We start from the raw sequence: 20,955 nt of genomic DNA on the forward strand, positions 1-20,955 counted from the left end.
CACCGAGGATAGGTCTTGACAGAGGTTTTTACGCAAACGATTGGCATTAGGCGCAGCAAGGCTTTGATCCGATAAAACACCCCATTCGACAACCGACTTTTACTCATACTGAGGATGCGGTTTTTTCATGTTCTGTGAGCGAGATCGTCGCCTGGCGACTCCGCAACAAAAACAGGGGTATTTACAGCCACGGCAGAAACCGTTAGGATGCGTTCAAACACAAAGATGCATTTAAAATGCATCATTAGAATATTCCAATAATGTCCGACCAAGGAGCGCCACCATGCTGGATAGCCAAACCATCGCCACCGTAAAATCTACCATTCCCCTGCTGGCCGCTACCGGGCCAAAACTGACCGCCCACTTCTACGATCGCATGTTCGAGCATAATCCCGAGTTAAAGGACGTGTTCAACATGAACAACCAGCGCAATGGCGATCAGCGTCAGGCGCTGTTCGACGCGATCTGCGCCTATGCCGCGAATATCGAAAACCTGGCGGCGCTGCTGCCGGCGGTGGAGCGCATTGCCCAGAAGCATACCAGCCTGAATATTCGCCCGGATCAATATCAGATTGTCGGTGGTCATCTGCTGGCAACTCTGGACGAAATGTTCAGCCCGGGGCAGGAAGTGCTGGACGCCTGGGGTAAAGCCTACGGGGTGTTGGCGGATGTATTTATCCAGCGCGAAGGCCAGATTTATCAGGCCAGCGAAACTGCCGAGGGTGGCTGGCGCGATCGACGAGCCTTCCGCATCGTCAAAAAACAGCCACAGAGCGAGGTGATTTGCAGCTTCGTGTTGGCGCCGGTTGACGGTGGCAAGGTGATCGACTTCAAACCGGGCCAATACCTGGCGGTCTACATCAAGCACGACAGCATGGAAAACCAGGAGATTCGCCAATACTCACTGACCACCTCACCGAATGGCGAGTACTATCGCATTGCGGTAAAACGAGAGGATCAGGGCAAGGTATCGAACTTCCTGCACCAGCAGGCCAAAGAAGGCGACGTCATTTATATCGCTCCGCCGCACGGGGATTTCTTCCTGGAAGCGCAGCCGGAAACCCCGGTGGCACTGATCTCCGCCGGTGTCGGCCAAACACCAATGCTCGGCATGCTCCATACGCTGCACGATAACCAGCACCCGGCGGACGTGCACTGGCTGCACGCGGCGGAAAACGGCAGCGTTCACGCCTTTGCCGATGAAGTGGCGGATATTGCCGGCCGCATGCCGAATCTGAGCCGTCACGTGTGGTACAACCAACCGGGTGCCAATGATGTGGAAGGCCGCGACTACCAGAGCCGTGGCCTGATGAATCTCAGTGCCCTGCGTGAAACGCTCAGCACGCCGCAGATGCATTACTACTTCTGCGGACCGTTACCGTTTATGCAGTCTGTGGCCAGCCAACTTCTGGACATGGGCGTAGAGGCCGAACGCATCCACTACGAATGCTTCGGCCCGCATAAGGTCATGTAATTGAAAGGGGCGCGGCCTGCTGCCGTGCCCCACCGTTATTTCTCCGCCAGCTTGCGTGTCTCTTTTACCTGCTGCGCCGTGACCGGTGCCGCCTGGTTGCCCCAACTTCCCCGCAAATAACTCATCAGATCGGCAGCCTGCTGGTCGTTCAATGTCCAGGCGTAACCCGGCATGGCAAGCGCCGTAGCATGTTGGGTGATCGGCGTATGTGCTCCTTCCAACACTACGCGCAGCGCGGTTAGTGGATCCTCCGCCGTGACCGTTGCGTTACCGGCCAATGCCGGAATGGTGTTATCGCTGCCCTCGCCCTTATTACCATGGCAGGTTGAACAGTACATGGCATAGGTGCGTTGCCCCGCTTGCCAGTTGTCGACCGCCATGGCTACGGGTTTCTCCGCCGGCGGTTTCTCTGCCGCCAGACTGTGCAGGTAAGTAGCAATGGCGTTCAAATCACCGTCGGTCAGATATTGCGTGCTGTGGCTAACCACTTCACTCATCGGCCCTGCGACTGCCGCATGTTGGCTGCGCCCGGTTTTCAGCAAGGCCACCACATCATCCTGTTTCAGCCCGCGTATTCCTGAAGCGTACCAGCCATCGAGTTCGGCACCGCTCAGGAAGGCCGGATCTTTGCTGTCCAGCCCTTTCTCCTGCATCGCCCAGCCGCGCGGCGTATGGCAACTGCCGCAGTGCCCTGCTCCTTGCACCAAATAGGCGCCACGGTTCCACTCGGTGCTCTGGCTGCTGTCCGGCTGATAAGGCGTATCCTCATGGAACAGTTGGTTCCATATTGCCAACGGCCAACGCATCGACAGCGGCCAACTGATATCACTGGCGCGGTTGGCGGTGTTCTGCGCCGGGACTTCCTTCATCAGATAGTCGTACAGCGCACGCATATCTTCCGCGTTCATTTTGGCGTAAGAGGTGTACGGCATCGCCGGATACAGTCGATGGCCATCTTTGGCGATCCCCTGACGCATCGCACGGTCAAACTCGTCAAAGGAATAGGCGCCGATGCCCTGCTGCTTGTCCGGCGTAATATTGGTAGCGTAAATATTGCCCAGCGGGGTCGGAAACTTCATACCACCGGCGAGCAAAGCCCCACCCGGCGCGGTATGGCAGGCGGTGCAGTCACCAGCCCTGGCAACATATTCCCCGGCCGACATCGCCTGTGCCGAGCCACCCGCCGCCAGTAAGGTCAGTAAGTACAGTGAACGCATGCTCATGCTCCCTCCTTGGCGGCAACCTGGCCGAAGGCCAGTTCATTAACCGCGCGCCACGCCTGATCGATCGCCGAGTTGGCGTACGGGCTCCAGTCTGAATCCGAGTTGGCAATCACAATTTTGCCGATCGGCTTACGCGCCGTCTCAATGATTTTCTTCGCCTCGTCCTCATCGTCAAACAGCCCGTTGAGGAAGTAGGAATAGCCGTGCGACCAGCGGTTTACGGTGATCGCTTCAATATCACGCTGATGATCAAAACCGGCGGAGCCGAGCATGCCCTGCAACTGCTCACGGATCATCTGCTCATGCACTTCAAACGGCGTGCCCAATAGCAAGGCACGGCCCTTGCGCGACTGTTCTCGTGGGCTTAACCCGCTGCCCGCCAGCGTCGGCACATACACCATGTGCAGGCCAATCGGCTGGTTCGGATCGCGTGGATGCTGGTAGCCGCCCATGCTCACCGGATAATCCAGCTTCACACGGCAATAAGGCGCCGTTGGCGAGTAAACTTCATGCACGCCCAGTTTAATAAACGACTGCCAGTTACGGATCACCACTTTGCTGTACACCAGCGGCGACTTGACGTTCTGCTTCAGCGCCTGTTGCTGCTCCGGCGACATTTCCGGCACCAGATAAGGGATCATCATGTTGTAACCGGCCATCACTACCTGCCCGGCGCGCACCTTGGTCATTTTCTCGCCGGTCATGTAGGTCACTTCGACCTTGTCGCCGACGTTAGCCGCGTGCAGCCCGGTGCTGTTCAACCGCAGTTTTACCGGTGACTCCGCCCGGTCAAGCTGGCTGTAATCGAACTTCTCCAGCACTATGTCATTCATGTCCTTACCGCCCGGTGAGACCGCCGGGATCAGATGGCGCACCATTAAGCGTGTCAGCGTGGCGTTGCCGTCCGGGAAGTGGAACACGTAAGGATCGTCGAGATCCGCCTGTGACTCTTCATCCAGCGGCGGCAGGTTCATGCCGTTCAGGCCAGGCAGATCGCAAATACGCGCATCGCTGCACGAAGTGGCGTCGATGCCCACCGCCTGGAAGTCACTGGTGGTTTGTTGGAAATAGCGGATCGCCATTTCGCTCAGGCCAACCTTGTCACGCAGGAATTCGGTATAACTGTGCTTGTCGAGCCATTCGCTTTTCTGCTCCTGACTCATTTCCGGCAGGTAATCCTTTTCCACCGTATGCAGTGCAATCAGCGCCTGGCGATCGCTTTCCGGCAGCGGGAAATCACCGATAAAGGCTTCGTAGGAACGGCCATTAAGGCGGTCATGGGGAATATCATCCGCCACCATACGGCCAGGATCCCCGTTCACTACTTTGTCGACGCCGAAGTTTTTGCGATCGAAATAGACGCCACGGCTCAGGTTAAGATCCGGGTAGAAGGTTTTATCGAAAGCCTTTTCCAGGTTGTCGATGCTGACGCCCAGTTTTTGCAGCAGCCCCATCGCCACCGGGCTGAAGTTGGAGCGCGGCGACTGCAGCGACTCGCTGCCGCCGTAGCCGAGAATGGTGCCATTTTCGCTGCTGAATTCATTACGCTTGGCGTGGCCGCCGAAATCATCATGGTTGTCGATCAGCAAGATACGCTGCTGCTGACCTTTCATTTGCTGCCAGAAACAGGCAGCGGCCAGTCCGCTGATCCCGGCACCGACTACCACCAGATCGAACTCTTCCGTGGCCGGGATGCTGGCAAAATCGAAGGTCTTGCCGTCACGCCCCAGTTGGTGAGCATGCTCAAACGAACCAGGATGGTTGCCCCGCAATCCGGTCAGCGTCGGCGGATAATAGAGGGTTTGATTGGCGGTTTGCGGCGATGCACGCAGGATCTGCATCGGCGTTAACCCGGCGGCGATAGTGATCGCCACCCCATTAAGAAAATCGCGTCTGGTGATTCCCATGGCTATTGGCTTCCTTTGAGTTTTTATTATCATCAGACCGGCCGGAGCCGGTCTGAAAGCCGCATTATTTTGCAGATAAAACCTGATGAATCAATGTTTAAACATCACGTGGCGGATTGCGGTGTAATCTTCCAGGCCGTACATCGACATATCCTTGCCGTAGCCAGACAACTTTTGGCCACCGTGCGGCATCTCGCTCACCAGCATGAAATGGGTATTCACCCAGGTGCAGCCGTATTGCAAACGGGCGCTCAGACGGTGTGCCCGCCCCACGTCGCGGGTCCACAGGGAAGACGCCAGCCCGTAGTCAGACTCGTTGGCCCAGGCCAGCACCTGCGCCTCATCGTCGAACGGCGTGACGGTCACCACCGGCCCAAACACCTCACGCTGCACGATTTCATCCTCCTGACGAGCACCGGCCAACAGCGTCGGCTGGAAATAGTACCCAGGGCCGTTAACCCGCTCACCACCGGTCACCACCTGTACATGCGGCAACGCCTTGGCTCGCTCGACAAAACCCACCACCCGCTCCAGATGCTGAGCGGTAATCAACGGGCCCAGTTCGCTGCTGGCATCGATCGGCGGGCCAATCTTCAGGCTGCCGATAGCCTCGCCCAACGCCTTCACCAACTGCGGATAGATGCCTTTCTGCGCGTAAATGCGACAGGCGGCGGTGCAGTCCTGACCGGCGTTGTAGAAGCCAAAGCTGCGGATCCCTTCCACCACCTGTTGCAGGTCGGCGTCGTCAAACACCAGCACCGGCGCCTTGCCCCCCAGCTCCATATGGGTGCGTTTAATGCCGGATGCGGTATGACCAATGATATGTTCGCCGGTGGCGATTGAGCCGGTCAGGGATACCATGCGCACTTTGCTATGGCCGGTCAGCCTGTCACCGACGCTGGCACCACGACCAAACAGGACGTTGAGCACGCCCGGCGGGAACAGCCCGGCGGCCAGTTCAGCCAGCTTGAAGGTGGTCAGCGGTGTTTGTTCCGACGGCTTAAGCACCACGCAATTGCCCGCCGCCAGGGCCGGAGCCAGCTTCCACGCCGCCATCATCAACGGGTAGTTCCAGGGGGCGATCGAGGCGACGACGCCCAGGGGATCACGGCGGATCATCGAGGTGTGTCCAGCCAGATATTCACCGGCCGCCAGCCCGCTCAAACAACGGCTGGCCCCGGCGAAAAAGCGAAAGACGTCGGCCACACCCGGCAGTTCATCATTCAGCACGCAGTGATAGGGTTTACCGCAGTTAATCGATTCCAGGCGGGCGAAGGTTTCCGCATGGCTGTCGATCAAATCCGCCAGCTTCAGCAGATGTTCAGCCCGCTCCTTCGGCGTGGTCTGCCCCCAGTGTTCAAAGGCGGCGTCGGCCGCCAGCACCGCCTGATCGACCTGCTCTGCACTGGCTTCAGCCACCTGTACCACTACCTCTCCGGTTGCCGGGTTATACACCGGCAACAACGCGCCCTGGCCGGTAACCAGTTGGCCGTTAATCAACAGTTGGCTTTGCATAGGATTATCCTTTTATAAGATGTCTGGTACGCATTAGGGTCAAGAGGCTATTTATTTGCCGCTGCCGGCGACGCTTTCACCGCCCTTGGTCAGGTAATAGGCCCCCAAAATCGGGATCATGGTCAGCAACATCACCGACAGCGCCACCACGTTGGTGATCGGTACATCGCGCGGACGACCGAGCTGATTGAGCAGCCACAGCGGCAGCGTGCGCTCATGCCCGGCGGTAAAGGTGGTGACAATGATTTCATCAAACGACAGTGCGAACGCCAGCATGCCACCGGCCAGCAATGCTGAACCCAGGTTGGGCAGCATCACGTAGCGGAAGGTTTGCCAACCGTCGGCACCGAGATCCATGGAAGCCTCGATCAGGCTATGGGAAGTCCGGCGGAAACGAGCGATGACATTGTTGAATACGATCACCACGCAGAAGGTGGCATGACCGATCACGATGGTCAGTACTCCCGGCTCGATATTCAGCGCCTTGAACGCCGCCAGCAGCGCCAGACCGGTTACAATGCCCGGCAGCGCGATCGGTAACAGCAGCAACAGTGAAATACTGTCCTTACCGAAGAAATCACGCCGGTACAGCGCCGCCGCCGCCAGGGTGCCCAGCACCAACGCCACCGCCGTCGCCAGCGCAGCAATCTGCGCGGAAAGCAGCATCGCATCGATAATGTCCTGCCGACCGGCAGCGACGCTAAACCAATGCAGCGTAAAGCCCTTCGGCGGGAAGCTGAACGCCGCGTCCTCGGTGTTGAAGGCGTAGATGGCGATAATCGCCAGCGGGAAATGCAGGAAGATCAGACCGCCCCAGGCGGCCAGTTTCAGCCCTAATGGTGCGCGCTCAGAGTGCATCGAAGGCCCCCAGACGTTTCACAATGGAAAGATAAATCGCGATCAACACAATCGGCACCAGGGTAAAGGCCGCTGCCATTGGCATATTGCCGATCGCCCCTTGCTGGGCGTACACCATGCTGCCGATGAAATAGCCCGGTGGCCCTACCAGCTGCGGCACAATAAAGTCCCCCAGCGTCAGCGAGAAGGTGAAGATCGACCCGGCGGCAATGCCCGGCACCGCCAACGGCAGGATCACGTAACGGAAAGTCTGCGACGGACGCGCACCCAAATCTGCCGAGGCATGCAGCAACGAAGGCGGCAGGCGTTCCAGCGCCGCCTGGATCGGCAGGATCATGAACGGCAGCCAGATATAAACAAACACCAGAAAACGCCCCAGCCCCGAGGTCGACAGGGTATTGCCTCCAACGCCCGGCACGGTGAGGATTGCCGCCAACACCGGCTCCAGCCCCAGATGTTGCAGGAACCACTGCGCCACACCATCCTTTGCCAGCAGCAGCGTCCAGGCGTAGGCCTTGACGATATAGCTGGCCCACATCGGCATCATCACCGCGATATAAAAGAACGCTTTGACGCGGCCACTGGTGTAACGCGCCATGTAGTAAGCAATCGGGAACGCCAACACCGCACTGGCCAGCGACACCAGCACCGCCATGGTCAATGTGCGCAGAATAATGTCGTAGTTGGCCGGGTTGAACAGCGCCCGTAGGTTATCGAAGGTCAGATCCGGCGTCACCGTCATGGTGAAGTCGTCGAAGGTATAAAATCCCTGCCACAGCAGCGTCAGTAATGAGCCAAGGTACACCGCGCCGAACCACAACAGCGGTGGAACCAATAACAGCAACAGGTACAGCGTCGGCCGGCGATAGAGAAAGGTCGACAGGGCGCGCAGAGTACCGCGGCGCGGCGCGGGATAGTCGATGCTCATCTCCATCTCACCTCTCCTCCAGCAGGGGCACCATCGCCTCACGTGACCAGCAGGCGGTGACCGGCTGACCGATCAGATGCTGCTGTCCGGCGGCATGCCACTGAGGATTCGCCTCGCTGACCAGCAGTTTCTCACCGCTGCTCAACGCAATTTCATAGCGCGTAGCCGCCCCCTGATAATGGATCTCTTGCAGCAATCCCTGCACCTGGATTTCACCCTGCGCGGCACCGGCCTGATCCATTAGGCGAATATGCTCGGGGCGGATCGAGAAAGTGGCGGTCTGGCCGAGCAAACGCTGAGCCAGTTCGCTGCGCACCACGTTAGAGGTGCCGACAAACTCGGCAACAAACGGCGTCTTCGGCCGCATGTACAGCTCACGCGGCGCATCCACCTGTTCGATTCGCCCGTTGTTGAACACCGCCACCCGGTCAGACATCGACAGCGCTTCGCTCTGATCGTGGGTGACGAAAATAAAGGTGATCCCCAGTTGGCGCTGCAGCTTTTTCAACTCGCCCTGCATCTGTTCACGCAGCTTGAGATCCAGCGCGCCCAGCGGCTCGTCCAGCAACAGCACCCGCGGTCGGTTCACCAATGCGCGGGCCAGTGCGACCCGTTGGCGCTGGCCACCGGAAAGATGCGCCGGCTTACGCTCGGCCACGAAACCCAGCGCCACGCTGTCCAGCGCTTCCTGTGCCCGTGCCAGCCGTTCACGTTTGGCGACGCCCTTCACCATCAATCCATAGGCGACGTTTTCCAGTACCGACATGTGCGGGAACAGGGCGTAATCCTGGAATACGGTATTCACGTCGCGCTGGTACGGCGGCAGGTTGGCCGCCTCCTGCCCGTGAATGCGGATCGAACCGGCGCTGAGCTGTTCAAAGCCGGCGATCAGTCGCAGGCAGGTGGTTTTGCCCGAGCCGGAAGGCCCGAGCATGGAGAAAAATTCCCCGTCCTGTATCTCGATAGAAACCCGATCCACGGCGCGAACCTCGCCGAAGCTCCGCGAAACATCGATAAATTGCACGGCAATGGTCATGATCTGCGCTCCTGAAAGGCATTAATCGGGCGTAGCAGGCTACGCCCCCGCGGGTTAGCGACCGCCCATGATGGCGATATAGTCCTGAGTCCAGCGGCTGTATGGCACGAATTTGCCGCCCTGTGCCTGCGGTGTTTTCCAGAAGGCAATCTTGTCGAACTGGTTGAAGCCGTTGGTTTCACAACCTTTGTCGCCCAGTAGCGTGCTGGCCTTGCAGCCCGCCGGTGATGCCGGTACCGAACCAAACCAGGCGGCAACGTCGCCCTGCACTTTCGGCTCCAGCGACCAGTTCATCCACAGGTAAGCACAGTTCGGATGCTTGGCATCGCTGTGCAGCATGGTGGTGTCCGCCCAGCCGGTAACCCCCTCTTTCGGGAACACGGTGCCAATCGGCTGGCCTTCTCCTTTCAGAGCATTGGCCTGATAGGGCCAGGCGCTGGAGGCCACCACGCCTTCGTTTTTGAAATCGCTCATCTGCACCGAGGTGTCATGCCAGTAGCGGTGGATCAAGGCATGCTGGGTGCGCAATAGCTTCAAGGCGGCCTGATACTGCTCTTCGTTCAGTTGGTACGGATCGCTGATGCCAAGCTGCGGCTGCGTGGCCTTCAGGAACAGCGCCGCATCGGCGATGTAAATTGGCCCGTCGTAGGCCTGCACCCGGCCCTGATTGGTCTTGCCGTCCGGCAGGTTCTGCTGCTGGAACACTACCGCCCAGCTGTCTGGCGGCGTTGGGAAGGTTTTGGTGTTGTACATCAGCAGGTTTGGCCCCCACTGATAAGGCGTGCCGTAGGTTTTGCCGTCAACGGTGTACCAGGCACCGTTCAGCAGGCGCGGGTCGATGTTTTTCCAGTTGGGGATCAGCGCAGTGTTGATTGGCTGCACCCGTTTACCGAAGATCAATCGCAGCGAGGCGTCGCCGGAAGCGGTGACCAGATCGTACCCGCCCTTGGCCATCAGGCTGACCATTTCATCGGAGGTGGCGGCGGTTTTCACATTCACCGCGCAGCTGGTTTGCTTTTCAAACTGGCTGACCCAGTCATAGTTTTTATCGGACTGGCCACGTTCGATATAGCCCGGCCAGGCGATGATATCCAGTCGCCCTTCGCCTTTACCCAGCGCCTGCGGCAAGTCTGCCGCCTGGGCCAGGCCGCAAAGCACGGTGAAACAGAGTGCGGAAACTGTGGTGGTGACTGCGGTAGTTTTTCCCATCGTAATGACCCCTGTGTTGCGTATCTGTGTGCGGCAGGGAACGGCTGCCGCTGTAGTTTTCATTAGAAGCTGGCTTTAAACTTCGCCATTACATGCCTGACTACGCTGTAGTCCTGCAGTGAATCACTGGAAAGATCTTTGCCGTAGCCGGAGCGTTTCAGACCGCCGTGTGGCATCTCACTCGCCAGGGTGAAATGGGTGTTGATCCAGGTGCTGCCGTATTGCAGATGTGCGGCAATATGCAGCGCTCGATCGATATTCTGCGTCCAGACCGACGAGGCCAGGCCGTATTCGGAATCGTTGGCCCAGTTGACCGCCTGCTCCAGATGTTCGAAGCGGGTGACGCTCACCACCGGGCCGAATACCTCGCGCTGGACGATTTCGTCGCTTTGCAGGCAGCCGGCCAGCAGCGTGGGTTGGTAATAGAAACCCGGACCGGAGTGCGCGGCGGCGCCGGTAATCAATTCAATATGCGGCTGGCTGAGCGCCCGCTCGACAAAGCTGGCCACGCGATCGCGCTGGCGGCTGCTGATCAGCGGGCCGATTTCGTTATCTTCATCGCGCTTGCGGGCAAAACGCAGGCTGGCAACCGCCTCGCCCAGCGCTTCCACCAGCTTCGGATAGATCCCCGCCTGCGCGTAGATGCGGCAGGCGGCGGTGCAGTCTTGCCCAGCGTTGTAGTAGCCGTAGGTGCGGATGCTGTTGACCACTTCATCCAGGTCGGCGTCGTCACAGACAATCACCGGGGCCTTGCCGCCCAGTTCGAGATGAGTGCGTTTAACGCTTTTCGCCGCGGCCTGCAGAATTTTTTGCCCGGTGACAATATCGCCGGTCACCGAGACCAAACGCACCTGCGGATGCCCGACCAGATGGCTACCGACCCCTTCGCCACCGCCATAGATGATATTCAGCACGCCCGGCGGCAGGATGTCCTGCAGTGCGGGCACCAGCGCAAGAATGGTCAGCGGGGTGTGTTCGGAAGGTTTGAATACTACGGTGTTGCCCGCCGCCAGCGCCGGCGCGATCTTCCAGGCCGCCATCATCAACGGGTAGTTCCATGGCGCAATCGAGGCCACCACACCGACGGGGTCACGGCGGATCATCGAGGTGTGCCCTTCAATATATTCACCGGCCAGTTGCCCCTGCTGGGTGCGCACCGCGCCGGCAAAGAAACGAAACACGTCGACGGCGGCCGGCAGATCGTCATTGAGCGCCTGATGCAGTGGTTTGCCGCAGTTGAGCGCCTCCAGACCGGCCAGGCGCGGGGCCTGCCGTTCGATGGCGTCGGCAATACGTAGCAGAATGGAAGCACGATAGGCCGGTGTGGTGCGCGACCAGTGGCCGAAAGCCTGCTGCGCCGCCTTAACCGCACTGCCGACCTGCGCCGATGAGGCTTCGGTGATGGAAACCAGCGTTTCGCCATTGGCCGGATTAACGATGCACTCCTGCTGGCCTTCGCCTTCGACCGACTGACCGTTAATGAATTGCTGACAGGATAAACCTGAAAGGAGGTGCACATCTGCCATGGTGTATTGCCCCTAAGTGACCAAAACGTTAACCAAATGTGAATAAGTTAGTTTCAATCAGACTAAGCGAGCATCAGGCAGCCAACAAATTCTAAATACTGAACGCCGCGTTCGATTAAATCGAATGCTTCAGTCCGGCAGCGTGCATATTGCCATTCTCACGGGCGATGGTGAGGAAAGGCGTGACCAGCTCCGGCCGCGCACTGCCGCGTCGCCAGGCCAGGCCGATGTCGAGCGGCTCCAGCAGATCTACCAGCTTGCGGGCCTCAATCATGTTGCCCTCCAGCGACCAGGCGCGATAAGCCATGTCCGGCAGGATTGAAACACCCATCCCCGCCGCTACCAGGCTGCGCACCGCCTCCGTCGAACCGGTTTTCATGGCGATCTCCGGTTTCACTCCGGCGCGCGCCCAGATACGCCGCGCATGCACGTCCATTTCGTCGGCATTCAGCTGGATCAGCGGCAGCTTCGCCACATCCGCCAACCCGATACTTTCATGATCCAGCAACGGATGCAGCGGCGGTAACCACAGACGATAAGGCGAGTGCATCAGCACTTCGGTCTGTAGCGCATCACGATCCTCAATATTCGACAGTATCAGAACGCCGATATCGATCTCCCCGCTCACCAGCAGGTGCTCAATATAAGGACGCTCATCTTCGATCATCTGAATGGTGACATTGGGATAGGCCGATTTAAACCGCTTGAGCAGTTCGACCAAAAAGTACCCGGCCACCAGGCTGGTCACGCCAATGGTCAGCTTGCCGGTCAGGCTTTCGGTACCCAGTTGCAGGCTGCGCTTGGCGTTATCCACCGTGGCGAGGATCAGGTAAGACTGGCGCAGAAACTGATGGCCCTGATGCGTCAGGTTCATGCCCTTGGCGTGGCGATCAAACAGCCGAACGCCAATGTCGGTCTCCAACTGCTGAATAGCCAGCGTCAGCGAGGATTGGGAAACAAACACCGCCTGGGCGGCGGCGGAGATCGACCCGGTTTCCGCCACCGCAATGAAGTGGCGAATTTGGCGTAGCGTCATCATAGGTCACAACCTCAATCAAAACAGTTGGATTGAGTGTAGATGTCGTTCGCAAAGCGATCGGGAAAACTATTAAAAACGCGACAGCCTTCGCTTTTTTAGAATGCTCACGACAGGAATGACTGCAAAAGAAAGAGAGGTCGGCAGGAACAGAACAGCAGATGGCAGATACAACAAGGGCGCAGTATTGAACCGCGCCCCCAAGCGACTGATAAAGCCTGTTATTAGGGAGAGCGTGCCGAAGGGGTCGTAGCAGCTTTAGCTGCCGGAGCGCCCCTCGGTGCGCTAGGCCCGAGTATCTCAATAAATCAAATCGCTTCTTCGTCCTGCTCGCCGGTACGGATACGCACTACGCGTGCCACGTCGAAGACAAAGATTTTGCCATCGCCGATTTTGCCGGTTTGCGCGGTCTGCATGATGGTCTCGACGCAGGTATCGACGATATCGTCGGCCACCACGATCTCAATTTTCACCTTCGGCAGAAAATCGACCATGTACTCCGCGCCACGGTACAGCTCGGTGTGGCCCTTCTGGCGGCCGAAGCCTTTCACTTCGGTGACGGTCATCCCGGTAATGCCAACCTCAGCCAGCGCTTCACGGACATCATCCAGTTTGAACGGCTTGATAATAGCGTCGATCTTTTTCATCTTGTTTCCTTTACCAATTTTTGCGGCCAAAGCCGGATGTGATTGGGTAGCGGCGGTCTTTGCCGAAATTGCGGGCGGTGATGCGTGGCCCGACGGCGGCCTGACGCCGTTTGTATTCGTTGATATCTACCAGGCGGATAACCTTGCGCACGATCGCCTCGTCGAAGCCTTCGGCCACCAGATCGGCAACCGACTTATCGCGCTCGACGTAACCTTCCAGGATCGCATCCAGAATGTCGTACGGCGGCAGGCTGTCCTGATCGAGCTGATCCGGCGCCAGCTCTGCGGACGGTGGACGATCGATAACCCGCTGCGGGATCACGTATGAGACGGTGTTACGGTATTCGGAAAGCTTAAACACCAGCGTTTTCGGTACGTCTTTCAGCACGTCGAAGCCACCCGCCATATCACCATACAGCGTGGCGTAACCTACGGCCATCTCGCTTTTGTTGCCGGTGGTCAACACGATGCTGCGGCGCTTGTTGGACAGCGCCATCAACACCACGCCGCGGCAGCGTGCCTGCAGGTTCTCTTCGGTGGTGTCGCGTTCGGTGCCGGCAAACATTGGCGTCAGCTGGCCCATAAAGGCGTCGAACATAGGTTCAATAGAGACGATATCGAATTCAATGCCGAGGATTTCAGCTTCTTCTTTGGCGTCAGCGATACTGATATCCGCGGTGTAGCGGAACGGCATCATCAGAGCCTGCACTTTATCTTTGCCCAAGGCATCGACGGCAATCGCCAGCGTCAGCGCCGAATCGATACCGCCAGACAACCCCAGTACCGCGCCCTTAAAGCCGTTTTTAGTGACGTAATCGCGCACCGCCAACACCAGGGCTTCGTACACCTGCGCCAACTGTGGCAGCTCGGCCGCCGGAGCGGTCATTGGCACCACCTCCAGCTCATTGAGCTCAAGCAGGGTTACCTGCTCGGCAAATGCGGTCAGGCGATGGGTCATGTTACCGGCCGCATCGAACACCTTCGAACAGCCGTCGAAAATCAGTTCATCCTGCCCGCCAATCTGGTTCAGATACACCAGCGGCAGATGGGTACGTTGGCAATGGCCGGCCATTAACGTCTTGCGGATATACGGTTTTTCGCGGTTGTAGGGCGAGGCGTTGATCGACAAAATCATTTCGGCACCGGCCGCCTTGGCGGCATCGACCGGCCCTGGGAACCACAGATCTTCGCAAATCAGCAGGCCCAATTGATAGCCTTTCAGCTCAACCACGCAGGTTTCACTACCGGCCTGGAAGTAGCGTTTCTCATCGAAAACGCCGTAGTTCGGCAACTGCTGCTTGAAGTAACGCGCCAGCAACTGCCCTTCAGAAAACAGCGACAGCGCATTATACAGCTTGTCGTCTTCGCGCCACGGATGGCCAACCAGAATGGCGACCTCGGCAGATGCCTGCTGCAGACGCTGCAGCTGCGCGTCACAGCGCTGGTAAAAATCGTTGCGGTACAGCAGGTCTTCCGGCGGATAGCCGGAGAGCGCCAACTCGGTGAACATGACCAGATCGGCTCCCGCCTTCTGCTGCTCTTGCACGGTTTGCAACATGCGTTCGGTGTTGCCTTCAATGTCACCGACCAGCAGATTCAGCTGGGCCAGTGCGATGGAAAGTGATCTGCTCATTGTTTAGGATCCCGCTTAATACGTTCCATGGTGCTCTGTGTTGGGCCACGCCACAAACAAGAGAACGGAGTGTAAATCATTCCGCCGCGTTTGTTGAGAACCTGCGTGCGCAGGCTGCGGCGGAAAACATCATTCTTTAAAATCGTTGGCGTCCAGTTCATGACGCGACAGCAATTTATAAAACTCGGTACGGTTGCGGCCTGCCATGCGCGCGGCCTGGGTCACGTTACCCTTGGTGATCTGCAACAGCTTGCGCAGATAGTGCAATTCAAACTGATTGCGGGCCTCGACAAAGGTCGGCAAGGCGGTATTTTCCCCTTCCAACGCCTGCTCAACCAGCGCTTCGCTGATCACCGGCGCAGAGGTCAGGGCCACACACTGCTCGATGACGTTCACCAGTTGGCGCACGTTGCCCGGCCAGGTGGCGGTCATCAGGCGTTTCATGGCGTCCGTTGAGAAGCTGCGAACGAAGGGTTTGTGTCGCTTGGCCGATTCGCGCAGCAGATGATTGGCCAGCAGCGGGATATCCTCGGCACGCTCATTCAACGCCGGGATCTTCAGGTTCACCACGTTCAGGCGGTAGTACAAATCCTCGCGGAATTCGTTTTTCGCCATCGCCTTTTGCAGATCGCGGTGAGTGGCGGAAATAATGCGGACGTCGATGTCCAGATCGCGGTTGCTGCCCAGCGGGCGCACCTTGCGCTCCTGCAATACGCGCAACAGCTTAACCTGCAGCGAAAGCGGCATATCGCCGATCTCGTCGAGGAACAGCGTGCCGCCGGCTGCCGCCTGGAACAGCCCTTCGCGGCTGCTGACCGCGCCGGTAAAGGCCCCTTTGGCATGGCCAAACAGCTCGGACTCCAGCAGTTGCTCCGGCAACGCACCGCAGTTAATGGCGATAAAGGCCTTTTTACCGCGAGGACTGGCACCGTGGATCGCCTGTGCCAGCACCTCTTTACCGGTGCCGCTGTGGCCGTTAATCAATACGCTGACGTCCGACTGCGCCACCATTTTTGCCTGCTCCAGCAGGCGCAGCATAATCGGGCTGCGGGTGACGATGTCTTCACGCCAACTGTCGTCACCGGCCGGCAGTGACAGCGATAGGGCATCGTCGATGGCTTTATACAGCGCATCACGATCCACCGGTTTGGTCAGGAAGCTGAACACCCCTTGCTGGGTAGCCGCCACCGCGTCCGGGATTGAACCATGGGCGGTAAGAATGATCACCGGCATGCCAGGCTGATGCTTTTGGATTTCGGCAAACAGTGCCATGCCGTCCATTTCATCCATCCGCAGGTCGCTGATCACCAGATCAATCTTCTCACGCCCTAACAGGCGCAGCGCTTCCTGGCCGCTTTCGGCGGTGGTGACATGAAAACCTTCGCTGGTCAGGCGCATCCCCAGCAGCTTAAGCAGGCTGGGATCGTCGTCAACCAATAACAAATTGGCCGGTTTGCGTGCGGTCATTGCGCGTGAGACTCCTTGTTAGCGGGGGGCGGCGCGTAGGTATCTTCCGGCTCCACCGGCAAAGCGGTACCCTTCTCAGGTTCAGCATCCGATTCTGCAGCCTTGGCCGGCGCAACTTTCTTGCCCGTGGCGTCAGTTTTTTGCTGCGTGCCGCTGTTGTCCGGGATGTCACTCTGCATCTGCTTGCGCGAAGAGAGCTGGCGTTCGATATCGGTCAGGTTTTCCAGCTTGCGCGAGGTATCCTGCAGCTGCGCCTGTAAACGTATCTGGCTCTGACGCAGCGTATCTATCTGGCTGTCGGAGCTTTCCTGCAGGTGCTGATAGCGCGCCTTTTCATCAAACAGGGTGATCTGCAGTACCTGCTGTTGACGCCACAGCTGCAACAGCGGGCGCAGTGAGCTTGGGAACTCCATGCGGTAACTGTTCAGACGGTCGATCATCTGGCGACGTTCGCCCGAGGTCGGCTCGGCACTGGCCAACAGGATACTTTGCTTGAAAATACCGTCCCAGCTGTTGCCAGGCAGGGTTTTCGCCAGCGCACGCGCCTGGGTTGAACCGATACGATCGGCACAGTCCATGGCTCGCAGCCAGTAAAGTGAGTTATTCAACGCGTCTTTTTCGTCGAGCGGCCACAGGCTGTCGCAGGCTGCGATGCGATAATCCACCACTTTGGTGTCCGGGATCGCTTCTTGCTGCGGCTGATTCAGGCCACCGCTAACCGCACGATCGACGCAACCCGCCAACAGAAACGGCATAAAAAGAACGCTGCCTAAAAAGGAAAATCGACGCTTGCCGAGCGGCGTGCCCTGTGTGGCACGCGGTGAACGTTCGGTCTGCGAGAGACGAAGGCGTTTAGACCATGTGTACATTATTATTCATTCTCGGCGGTTAATGGCAATTCAATACGGAAGCAGACGTCGGTGCCGGCGACTTCAACCAACTGCAGTTCGCCACGCATGCGGCGGATACAATCCTGCGCAATGCTCAGCCCCAGACCGCTTCCTTTTACCGCCCCTTTTCGCTGGTGACTACCCTGGAAAAAAGGCTCAAAAATCATGGTTCTCTCGGCTTCGGGGATCGGCGTGCCGCTGTTGGCGACATCAATCTGCACCCGTTGCCCAACCTGACGGCTGCGGATCCAAATGTTACCGGATTCCTTGCCGTAGTGCACCGCATTGGAGTAGAGATTATCCAGCACGCGCATTAATAGCGTAGGCTCTGCCCAGCATATTTCCGCATCCAATTGGATCTCGGTGCGGATCAATTTTGCCCGGGCCGGCAAACTGTGTGCCGCCACCACCATTTCGACCATCTCTTTCAGCTCGACATTCTCATGCTCTGCCGGGCCATCGGCCAGTTTGCGGTTGTAATCCAACAGTTGTTCAATCAGTTGCTGCAGGTGGCGACTGCTGCCGTCGAGAATGGTTACCACCTCTTTCTGATCGGAGGTCAGCGGACCGGCCACTTCGTCCGCCAGCAATTCGGTGCCCTCACGCATGCTGGCCAACGGCGTCTTCAGCTCGTGCGAAATATGGCGCAGGAACTCATGGCGCTGCGACTCCAGCCACGCCAGACGTTCACTCAGCCAAATAATGCGCTGAGCCAGAGAACGCAGTTCACGCGGCCCTTTGAAAGAGTCGGTACTGCCCAACGCCCGACCTTCCCCCAGGCGGTTGATCATTCGCTCTACCGCTTTTACCGGGCCGATAATCATCCGGGTGAATAACACCACCAGCATCACGCTGACCAGGAACAGCATCAATGCCTGCCAGCCGAAGAACTGACCACGCTCGGCAATCGCCTGCTGTAACTGCTGACCGCGAGAGAACACCACGGCGCGCGTGGCCTGCACCATTTCGGCATTGGAACGCGAGAATGACTCCAGCAACGTCGAAGCCTGTGCGTCCGGGCCGCTGCTTTGGCATTTAATCGCCGCAAGCTGGGTCAGCAGATCGCGCAAGGTTTGATAATAGCGTTCATCCGGCAGGATCGGCGCGTGGGCATCGAGCATCTGTGAATACTGTTTGCGCTGGTTTTGGTACAACCGCGCCAGAGTGGGATCGACCAGTACGCAATACTGGCGGTAACTGCGTTCCATTTCCAGCGCCACGCTGGTCATTGCCTCACTGCGTCGCGCATCCACCAGCGTGGTGCGGTTGATGTCTGCCGCCTGCGCGCTGAGGTGATCCAGGCTCTGGTAAGCCTGATAGGCCAGCACCAGCAGTGGCAGCAGCACCAGCAGGAACGCCATCAGCACCAGTTGGCGCAGCGATCGGGGAAATAAACGCCATCTTTTCAATGAAATCATCTCACTGTCTCTAGTTGCTTTGATGGTGACTGCTCCTCGCCGTAAACGGCAAGGCTTCCCACTTCTCAGGCCGCTACCGTCTGTACGACGGATTTACGCTGGCCTCCATGGGCAGAAACGACGAGCCCCGCCGCCTGTAATTCCATTATCCCCTGGCGCTGGATATTGATTGCCGCATTTACATCACGATCATGTTCTATTCCACACCCAGGACATTGCCAAATACGCTTATGTAACGGCATCTCCGACATTTTGTGACCGCAGCAATGACAGGTTTTCGAACTGGCAAACCATGGATCCAGTTTGACCAGATGTACACCTTTCTCTGCTGCCTTATATTCCAGCTTTGTAATGAATCCATTCCAGCCTGCGTCCCCAATGGCGCGTGCCAGCCTGCGATTTTTCATCATATTCGCCGTTTTCAGCGTCTCGACAATGATCGCTTGGTTTTCGTCAACCATTGCGCGAGATAATTTATGTTGGAAATCGGCACGGGCAGAGGCGACTCGTTCGTGCACCGCCGCAAGCTGCACCCGGGATTTTCGCCGATTGGCGCTCCCCTTTTGCTTACGGGATAACGCTTTCTGCTTTCTGCGCAGATTGAGACCGCCATTGATAAGGTAGCGTGGATTGGTGATCTTTTTGCCGTCCGATTTGATAACGTAATGCGTCAGCCCCATATCCAACCCGGTAACACAGGATATTCGGGTTAGCTTCGCTGGTACTTTCGTACCATCATCACAGAGTATCGACGCATAAAATTTCCCTGTGGCGGAACGACTCAACGTCATACTTTTCAGCGTGCCTGCGGTTTCACGATGCGAACGTGCTGCAATCGGCGGGATTTTCGGGATTTTGATTGCGCCGTCAAGCACCTTAACACCGACACAATGATAGCTAGACTGTCTGCCGTGTTTTCTCTTAAAAACAGGAAAGCGCGCTTTCAGCTTCGGGTTAAAAAAATGGGCAAAGGCCGCATCAAGATTAATGACAGCCTGCTGTAAGGCGATTGAATCATATTCTTTAAGCCATAGGTACTTGCGGGATTTTTTCGCCACGGCCAGCAGAGGCTTCAGGTCTTTGCGGGGGCTTAAGTTAACACCGTGCCGTTTGTACGCCTGTTTTTTGATATGCAGAGCTTTGTTATACGCAAATCGAACCGCGCCAAACTGGGCATTAATGAATGCGGCCTGTTCCGGTGTCGGATAGATGCGTACTTTTGTGGCTCTTAACATCGTCAACGCTCATTAATATAATTATTTCATTTTAACAGGTTAAGTGCATATGTCATGTGATGGTGAACAAACTGAAATCGGTATCGTCGCGTTGACTACACCAATAAAATACACATTTGCGGATCCAAAGCAAAACAGGGCTTCTGTGGTCAAGATTGTATTTTGTCTGTAGCACTGGCGATGCAACGATTGAAATGCTCAGAGCCTATGTTCAAAGCCAGTCAACACCTGGCTAATCTTTAAAAGCCCACGGTTTTTTTGCTAACCGAGTCGCCGATGAGAGGAAAGCCCGGTGTTCAGCGCAGCGTCAGGAAAATAACGGCAAGTGGGCCTTGGGCAGAAGTTTGCGTTTGGATCTGTCGCTAATGAAAGAGGGGTAAACAGGACTTTGAAGATTTGACGCTGGGGCAGAGCTGCCCCATCGCAAGAATGTGTGGATGCCCTTGAATCTCGTCCCCAGGGTGATGTAGCACATGGCTGGCATCGAACAGGACGAATAGCATCCGTACGTATCCGGGATTGATGAACACTCATCACAGTTGGATACAGGCGGTGCCTCACTCCACGTGTCGCCCGATGCTTGATAAAGCGCTTGCGCGTCTGTTATCGGTTTGGTTGGACGATAGGCACCATTTCTTTGGCATCATTCGGAGGCTTATGAGGCAACAATTCCGTCTAAATACGGGGCCGTCATAAATAGTTGAATGAGCAACTGGGCAGAATAATGCACTTAGCGTGCCAACTTTTCAAGTTATTTTTAATTAATTGATATTTATGAATAAAATATTTATTCACTGTCAAAATACACAAATTAACCGCGTATCCGGCGAAGAAAAAAACGCCACCCTGTCGCCAAAAACCGACAACTTAAGCCAATTAATTTTACACCATTATAAATCAATGAGTTATGTGTCTCTTTTTAGAGACAGTTAAAATAGCCCCTGTCGCAAAAT

At 57.2% G+C, this 20,955-nt stretch carries 16 protein-coding genes and 1 pseudogene; 2 read left to right on the forward strand and 15 right to left on the reverse strand.

Going from position 1 to position 20,955, the window contains the following annotated elements; genetic code table 11:
- Window positions 1-283: 283 nt before the first annotated feature.
- Window positions 284-1,474, forward strand: a complete 1,191-nt coding sequence (gene hmpA, locus ACNT1W_RS20620) for an NO-inducible flavohemoprotein (RefSeq protein WP_017893703.1) — start codon at window positions 284-286, stop codon at window positions 1,472-1,474.
- 35 nt (window positions 1,475-1,509) lie between these two features.
- Here the strand turns inward: hmpA and ACNT1W_RS20625 are convergent, their stop codons facing one another.
- From ACNT1W_RS20625 to ACNT1W_RS20695, 15 genes are all read right to left on the reverse strand, one after another.
- Window positions 1,510-2,697, reverse strand: coding sequence for a c-type cytochrome (locus ACNT1W_RS20625; RefSeq protein ID WP_261131406.1), 1,188 nt, complete (start codon window positions 2,695-2,697; stop codon window positions 1,510-1,512).
- The gene (locus ACNT1W_RS20630; protein WP_419246088.1) at window positions 2,694-4,604 is read right to left on the reverse strand and encodes an NAD(P)-binding protein; all 1,911 of its coding nucleotides are present in this window, start codon (window positions 4,602-4,604) and stop codon (window positions 2,694-2,696) included. The genes ACNT1W_RS20625 and ACNT1W_RS20630 overlap by 4 nt, the downstream gene beginning before the upstream one ends.
- Window positions 4,605-4,694: 90 nt before the next feature.
- A complete protein-coding gene (gene patD / locus ACNT1W_RS20635) occupies window positions 4,695-6,119 on the reverse strand; it encodes an aminobutyraldehyde dehydrogenase (protein WP_218218636.1) in 1,425 nt (474 codons plus the stop codon).
- Window positions 6,120-6,170: 51 nt separating this feature from the next.
- Window positions 6,171-6,977 (reverse strand): ABC transporter permease, encoded by an 807-nt coding sequence (locus ACNT1W_RS20640; RefSeq protein ID WP_012146350.1) that lies wholly within the window; start codon window positions 6,975-6,977, stop codon window positions 6,171-6,173.
- Window positions 6,967-7,905 carry an ABC transporter permease gene (locus ACNT1W_RS20645; RefSeq protein WP_369804750.1) on the reverse strand — a complete coding sequence of 313 codons (939 nt, stop codon included), beginning with the start codon at window positions 7,903-7,905 and terminating at the stop codon, window positions 6,967-6,969. The genes ACNT1W_RS20640 and ACNT1W_RS20645 overlap by 11 nt, the downstream gene beginning before the upstream one ends.
- A 7-nt stretch (window positions 7,906-7,912) precedes the next feature.
- Window positions 7,913-8,941, reverse strand: a complete 1,029-nt coding sequence (locus tag ACNT1W_RS20650) for an ABC transporter ATP-binding protein (protein WP_012146352.1) — start codon at window positions 8,939-8,941, stop codon at window positions 7,913-7,915.
- Window positions 8,942-8,995: 54 nt separating this feature from the next.
- Entirely contained in the window at window positions 8,996-10,150 is a 1,155-nt protein-coding gene (gene ydcS, locus ACNT1W_RS20655; protein WP_012146353.1) for a putative ABC transporter substrate-binding protein YdcS, read from the reverse strand.
- A gap of 62 nt (window positions 10,151-10,212) precedes the next feature.
- The gene (locus ACNT1W_RS20660; RefSeq protein WP_012146354.1) at window positions 10,213-11,676 is read right to left on the reverse strand and encodes a gamma-aminobutyraldehyde dehydrogenase; all 1,464 of its coding nucleotides are present in this window, start codon (window positions 11,674-11,676) and stop codon (window positions 10,213-10,215) included.
- A gap of 115 nt (window positions 11,677-11,791) precedes the next feature.
- Entirely contained in the window at window positions 11,792-12,715 is a 924-nt protein-coding gene (locus tag ACNT1W_RS20665) for a LysR substrate-binding domain-containing protein (protein WP_012146355.1), read from the reverse strand.
- Between the two features lie 305 nt (window positions 12,716-13,020).
- Entirely contained in the window at window positions 13,021-13,359 is a 339-nt protein-coding gene (glnB, locus tag ACNT1W_RS20670) for a nitrogen regulatory protein P-II (RefSeq protein WP_004847623.1), read from the reverse strand.
- Between the two features lie 10 nt (window positions 13,360-13,369).
- Window positions 13,370-14,992, reverse strand: coding sequence for an NAD+ synthase (locus ACNT1W_RS20675; RefSeq protein ID WP_115184009.1), 1,623 nt, complete (start codon window positions 14,990-14,992; stop codon window positions 13,370-13,372).
- A 129-nt stretch (window positions 14,993-15,121) separates the two neighbouring features.
- Window positions 15,122-16,459, reverse strand: coding sequence for a two-component system response regulator GlrR (gene glrR, locus ACNT1W_RS20680; RefSeq protein WP_012146357.1), 1,338 nt, complete (start codon window positions 16,457-16,459; stop codon window positions 15,122-15,124).
- Window positions 16,456-17,328: a two-component system QseEF-associated lipoprotein QseG gene (gene qseG / locus ACNT1W_RS20685; RefSeq protein ID WP_012146358.1), complete on the reverse strand. Its 873-nt coding sequence runs from the start codon at window positions 17,326-17,328 to the stop codon at window positions 16,456-16,458. Before qseG ends, glrR begins: the two co-directional genes overlap by 4 nt.
- A gap of 2 nt (window positions 17,329-17,330) precedes the next feature.
- Window positions 17,331-18,767, reverse strand: a complete 1,437-nt coding sequence (locus tag ACNT1W_RS20690) for a sensor histidine kinase (RefSeq protein WP_012146359.1) — start codon at window positions 18,765-18,767, stop codon at window positions 17,331-17,333.
- Between the two features lie 65 nt (window positions 18,768-18,832).
- Window positions 18,833-20,002 (reverse strand): RNA-guided endonuclease InsQ/TnpB family protein, encoded by a 1,170-nt coding sequence (locus ACNT1W_RS20695; RefSeq protein WP_419246089.1) that lies wholly within the window; start codon window positions 20,000-20,002, stop codon window positions 18,833-18,835.
- A gap of 41 nt (window positions 20,003-20,043) precedes the next feature.
- On the opposite strand from ACNT1W_RS20695, the pseudogene ACNT1W_RS20700 reads away from it, so the two are divergent.
- Window positions 20,044-20,238: pseudogene (locus ACNT1W_RS20700) on the forward strand (transposase); the annotation flags it as partial.
- Window positions 20,239-20,955: the final 717 nt, after the last annotated feature.

The sequence above is a fragment of the Serratia sp. NFX21 genome (assembly GCF_048517035.1).
In the GTDB taxonomy this organism is placed as follows: Bacteria; Pseudomonadota; Gammaproteobacteria; order Enterobacterales; family Enterobacteriaceae; genus Serratia; species Serratia quinivorans.

Excerpts from the sequence above, each read along its gene's own strand:
- hmpA (WP_017893703.1), top strand. The coding sequence starts at position 284 with ATGCTGGATAGCCAAACCATCGCCACCGTAAAATCTACCATTCCCCTG.
- ACNT1W_RS20625 (WP_261131406.1), bottom strand. The coding sequence starts at position 2,697 with ATGAGCATGCGTTCACTGTACTTACTGACCTTACTGGCGGCGGGTGGC.
- ACNT1W_RS20630 (WP_419246088.1), bottom strand. The coding sequence starts at position 4,604 with ATGGGAATCACCAGACGCGATTTTCTTAATGGGGTGGCGATCACTATC.
- patD (WP_218218636.1), bottom strand. The coding sequence starts at position 6,119 with ATGCAAAGCCAACTGTTGATTAACGGCCAACTGGTTACCGGCCAGGGC.
- ACNT1W_RS20640 (WP_012146350.1), bottom strand. The coding sequence starts at position 6,977 with ATGCACTCTGAGCGCGCACCATTAGGGCTGAAACTGGCCGCCTGGGGC.
- ACNT1W_RS20645 (WP_369804750.1), bottom strand. The coding sequence starts at position 7,905 with ATGAGCATCGACTATCCCGCGCCGCGCCGCGGTACTCTGCGCGCCCTG.
- ACNT1W_RS20650 (WP_012146352.1), bottom strand. The coding sequence starts at position 8,941 with ATGACCATTGCCGTGCAATTTATCGATGTTTCGCGGAGCTTCGGCGAG.
- ydcS (WP_012146353.1), bottom strand. The coding sequence starts at position 10,150 with ATGGGAAAAACTACCGCAGTCACCACCACAGTTTCCGCACTCTGTTTC.
- ACNT1W_RS20660 (WP_012146354.1), bottom strand. The coding sequence starts at position 11,676 with ATGGCAGATGTGCACCTCCTTTCAGGTTTATCCTGTCAGCAATTCATT.
- ACNT1W_RS20665 (WP_012146355.1), bottom strand. The coding sequence starts at position 12,715 with ATGATGACGCTACGCCAAATTCGCCACTTCATTGCGGTGGCGGAAACC.
- glnB (WP_004847623.1), bottom strand. The coding sequence starts at position 13,359 with ATGAAAAAGATCGACGCTATTATCAAGCCGTTCAAACTGGATGATGTC.
- ACNT1W_RS20675 (WP_115184009.1), bottom strand. The coding sequence starts at position 14,992 with ATGAGCAGATCACTTTCCATCGCACTGGCCCAGCTGAATCTGCTGGTC.
- glrR (WP_012146357.1), bottom strand. The coding sequence starts at position 16,459 with ATGACCGCACGCAAACCGGCCAATTTGTTATTGGTTGACGACGATCCC.
- qseG (WP_012146358.1), bottom strand. The coding sequence starts at position 17,328 with ATGTACACATGGTCTAAACGCCTTCGTCTCTCGCAGACCGAACGTTCA.
- ACNT1W_RS20690 (WP_012146359.1), bottom strand. The coding sequence starts at position 18,767 with ATGATTTCATTGAAAAGATGGCGTTTATTTCCCCGATCGCTGCGCCAA.
- ACNT1W_RS20695 (WP_419246089.1), bottom strand. The coding sequence starts at position 20,002 with ATGTTAAGAGCCACAAAAGTACGCATCTATCCGACACCGGAACAGGCC.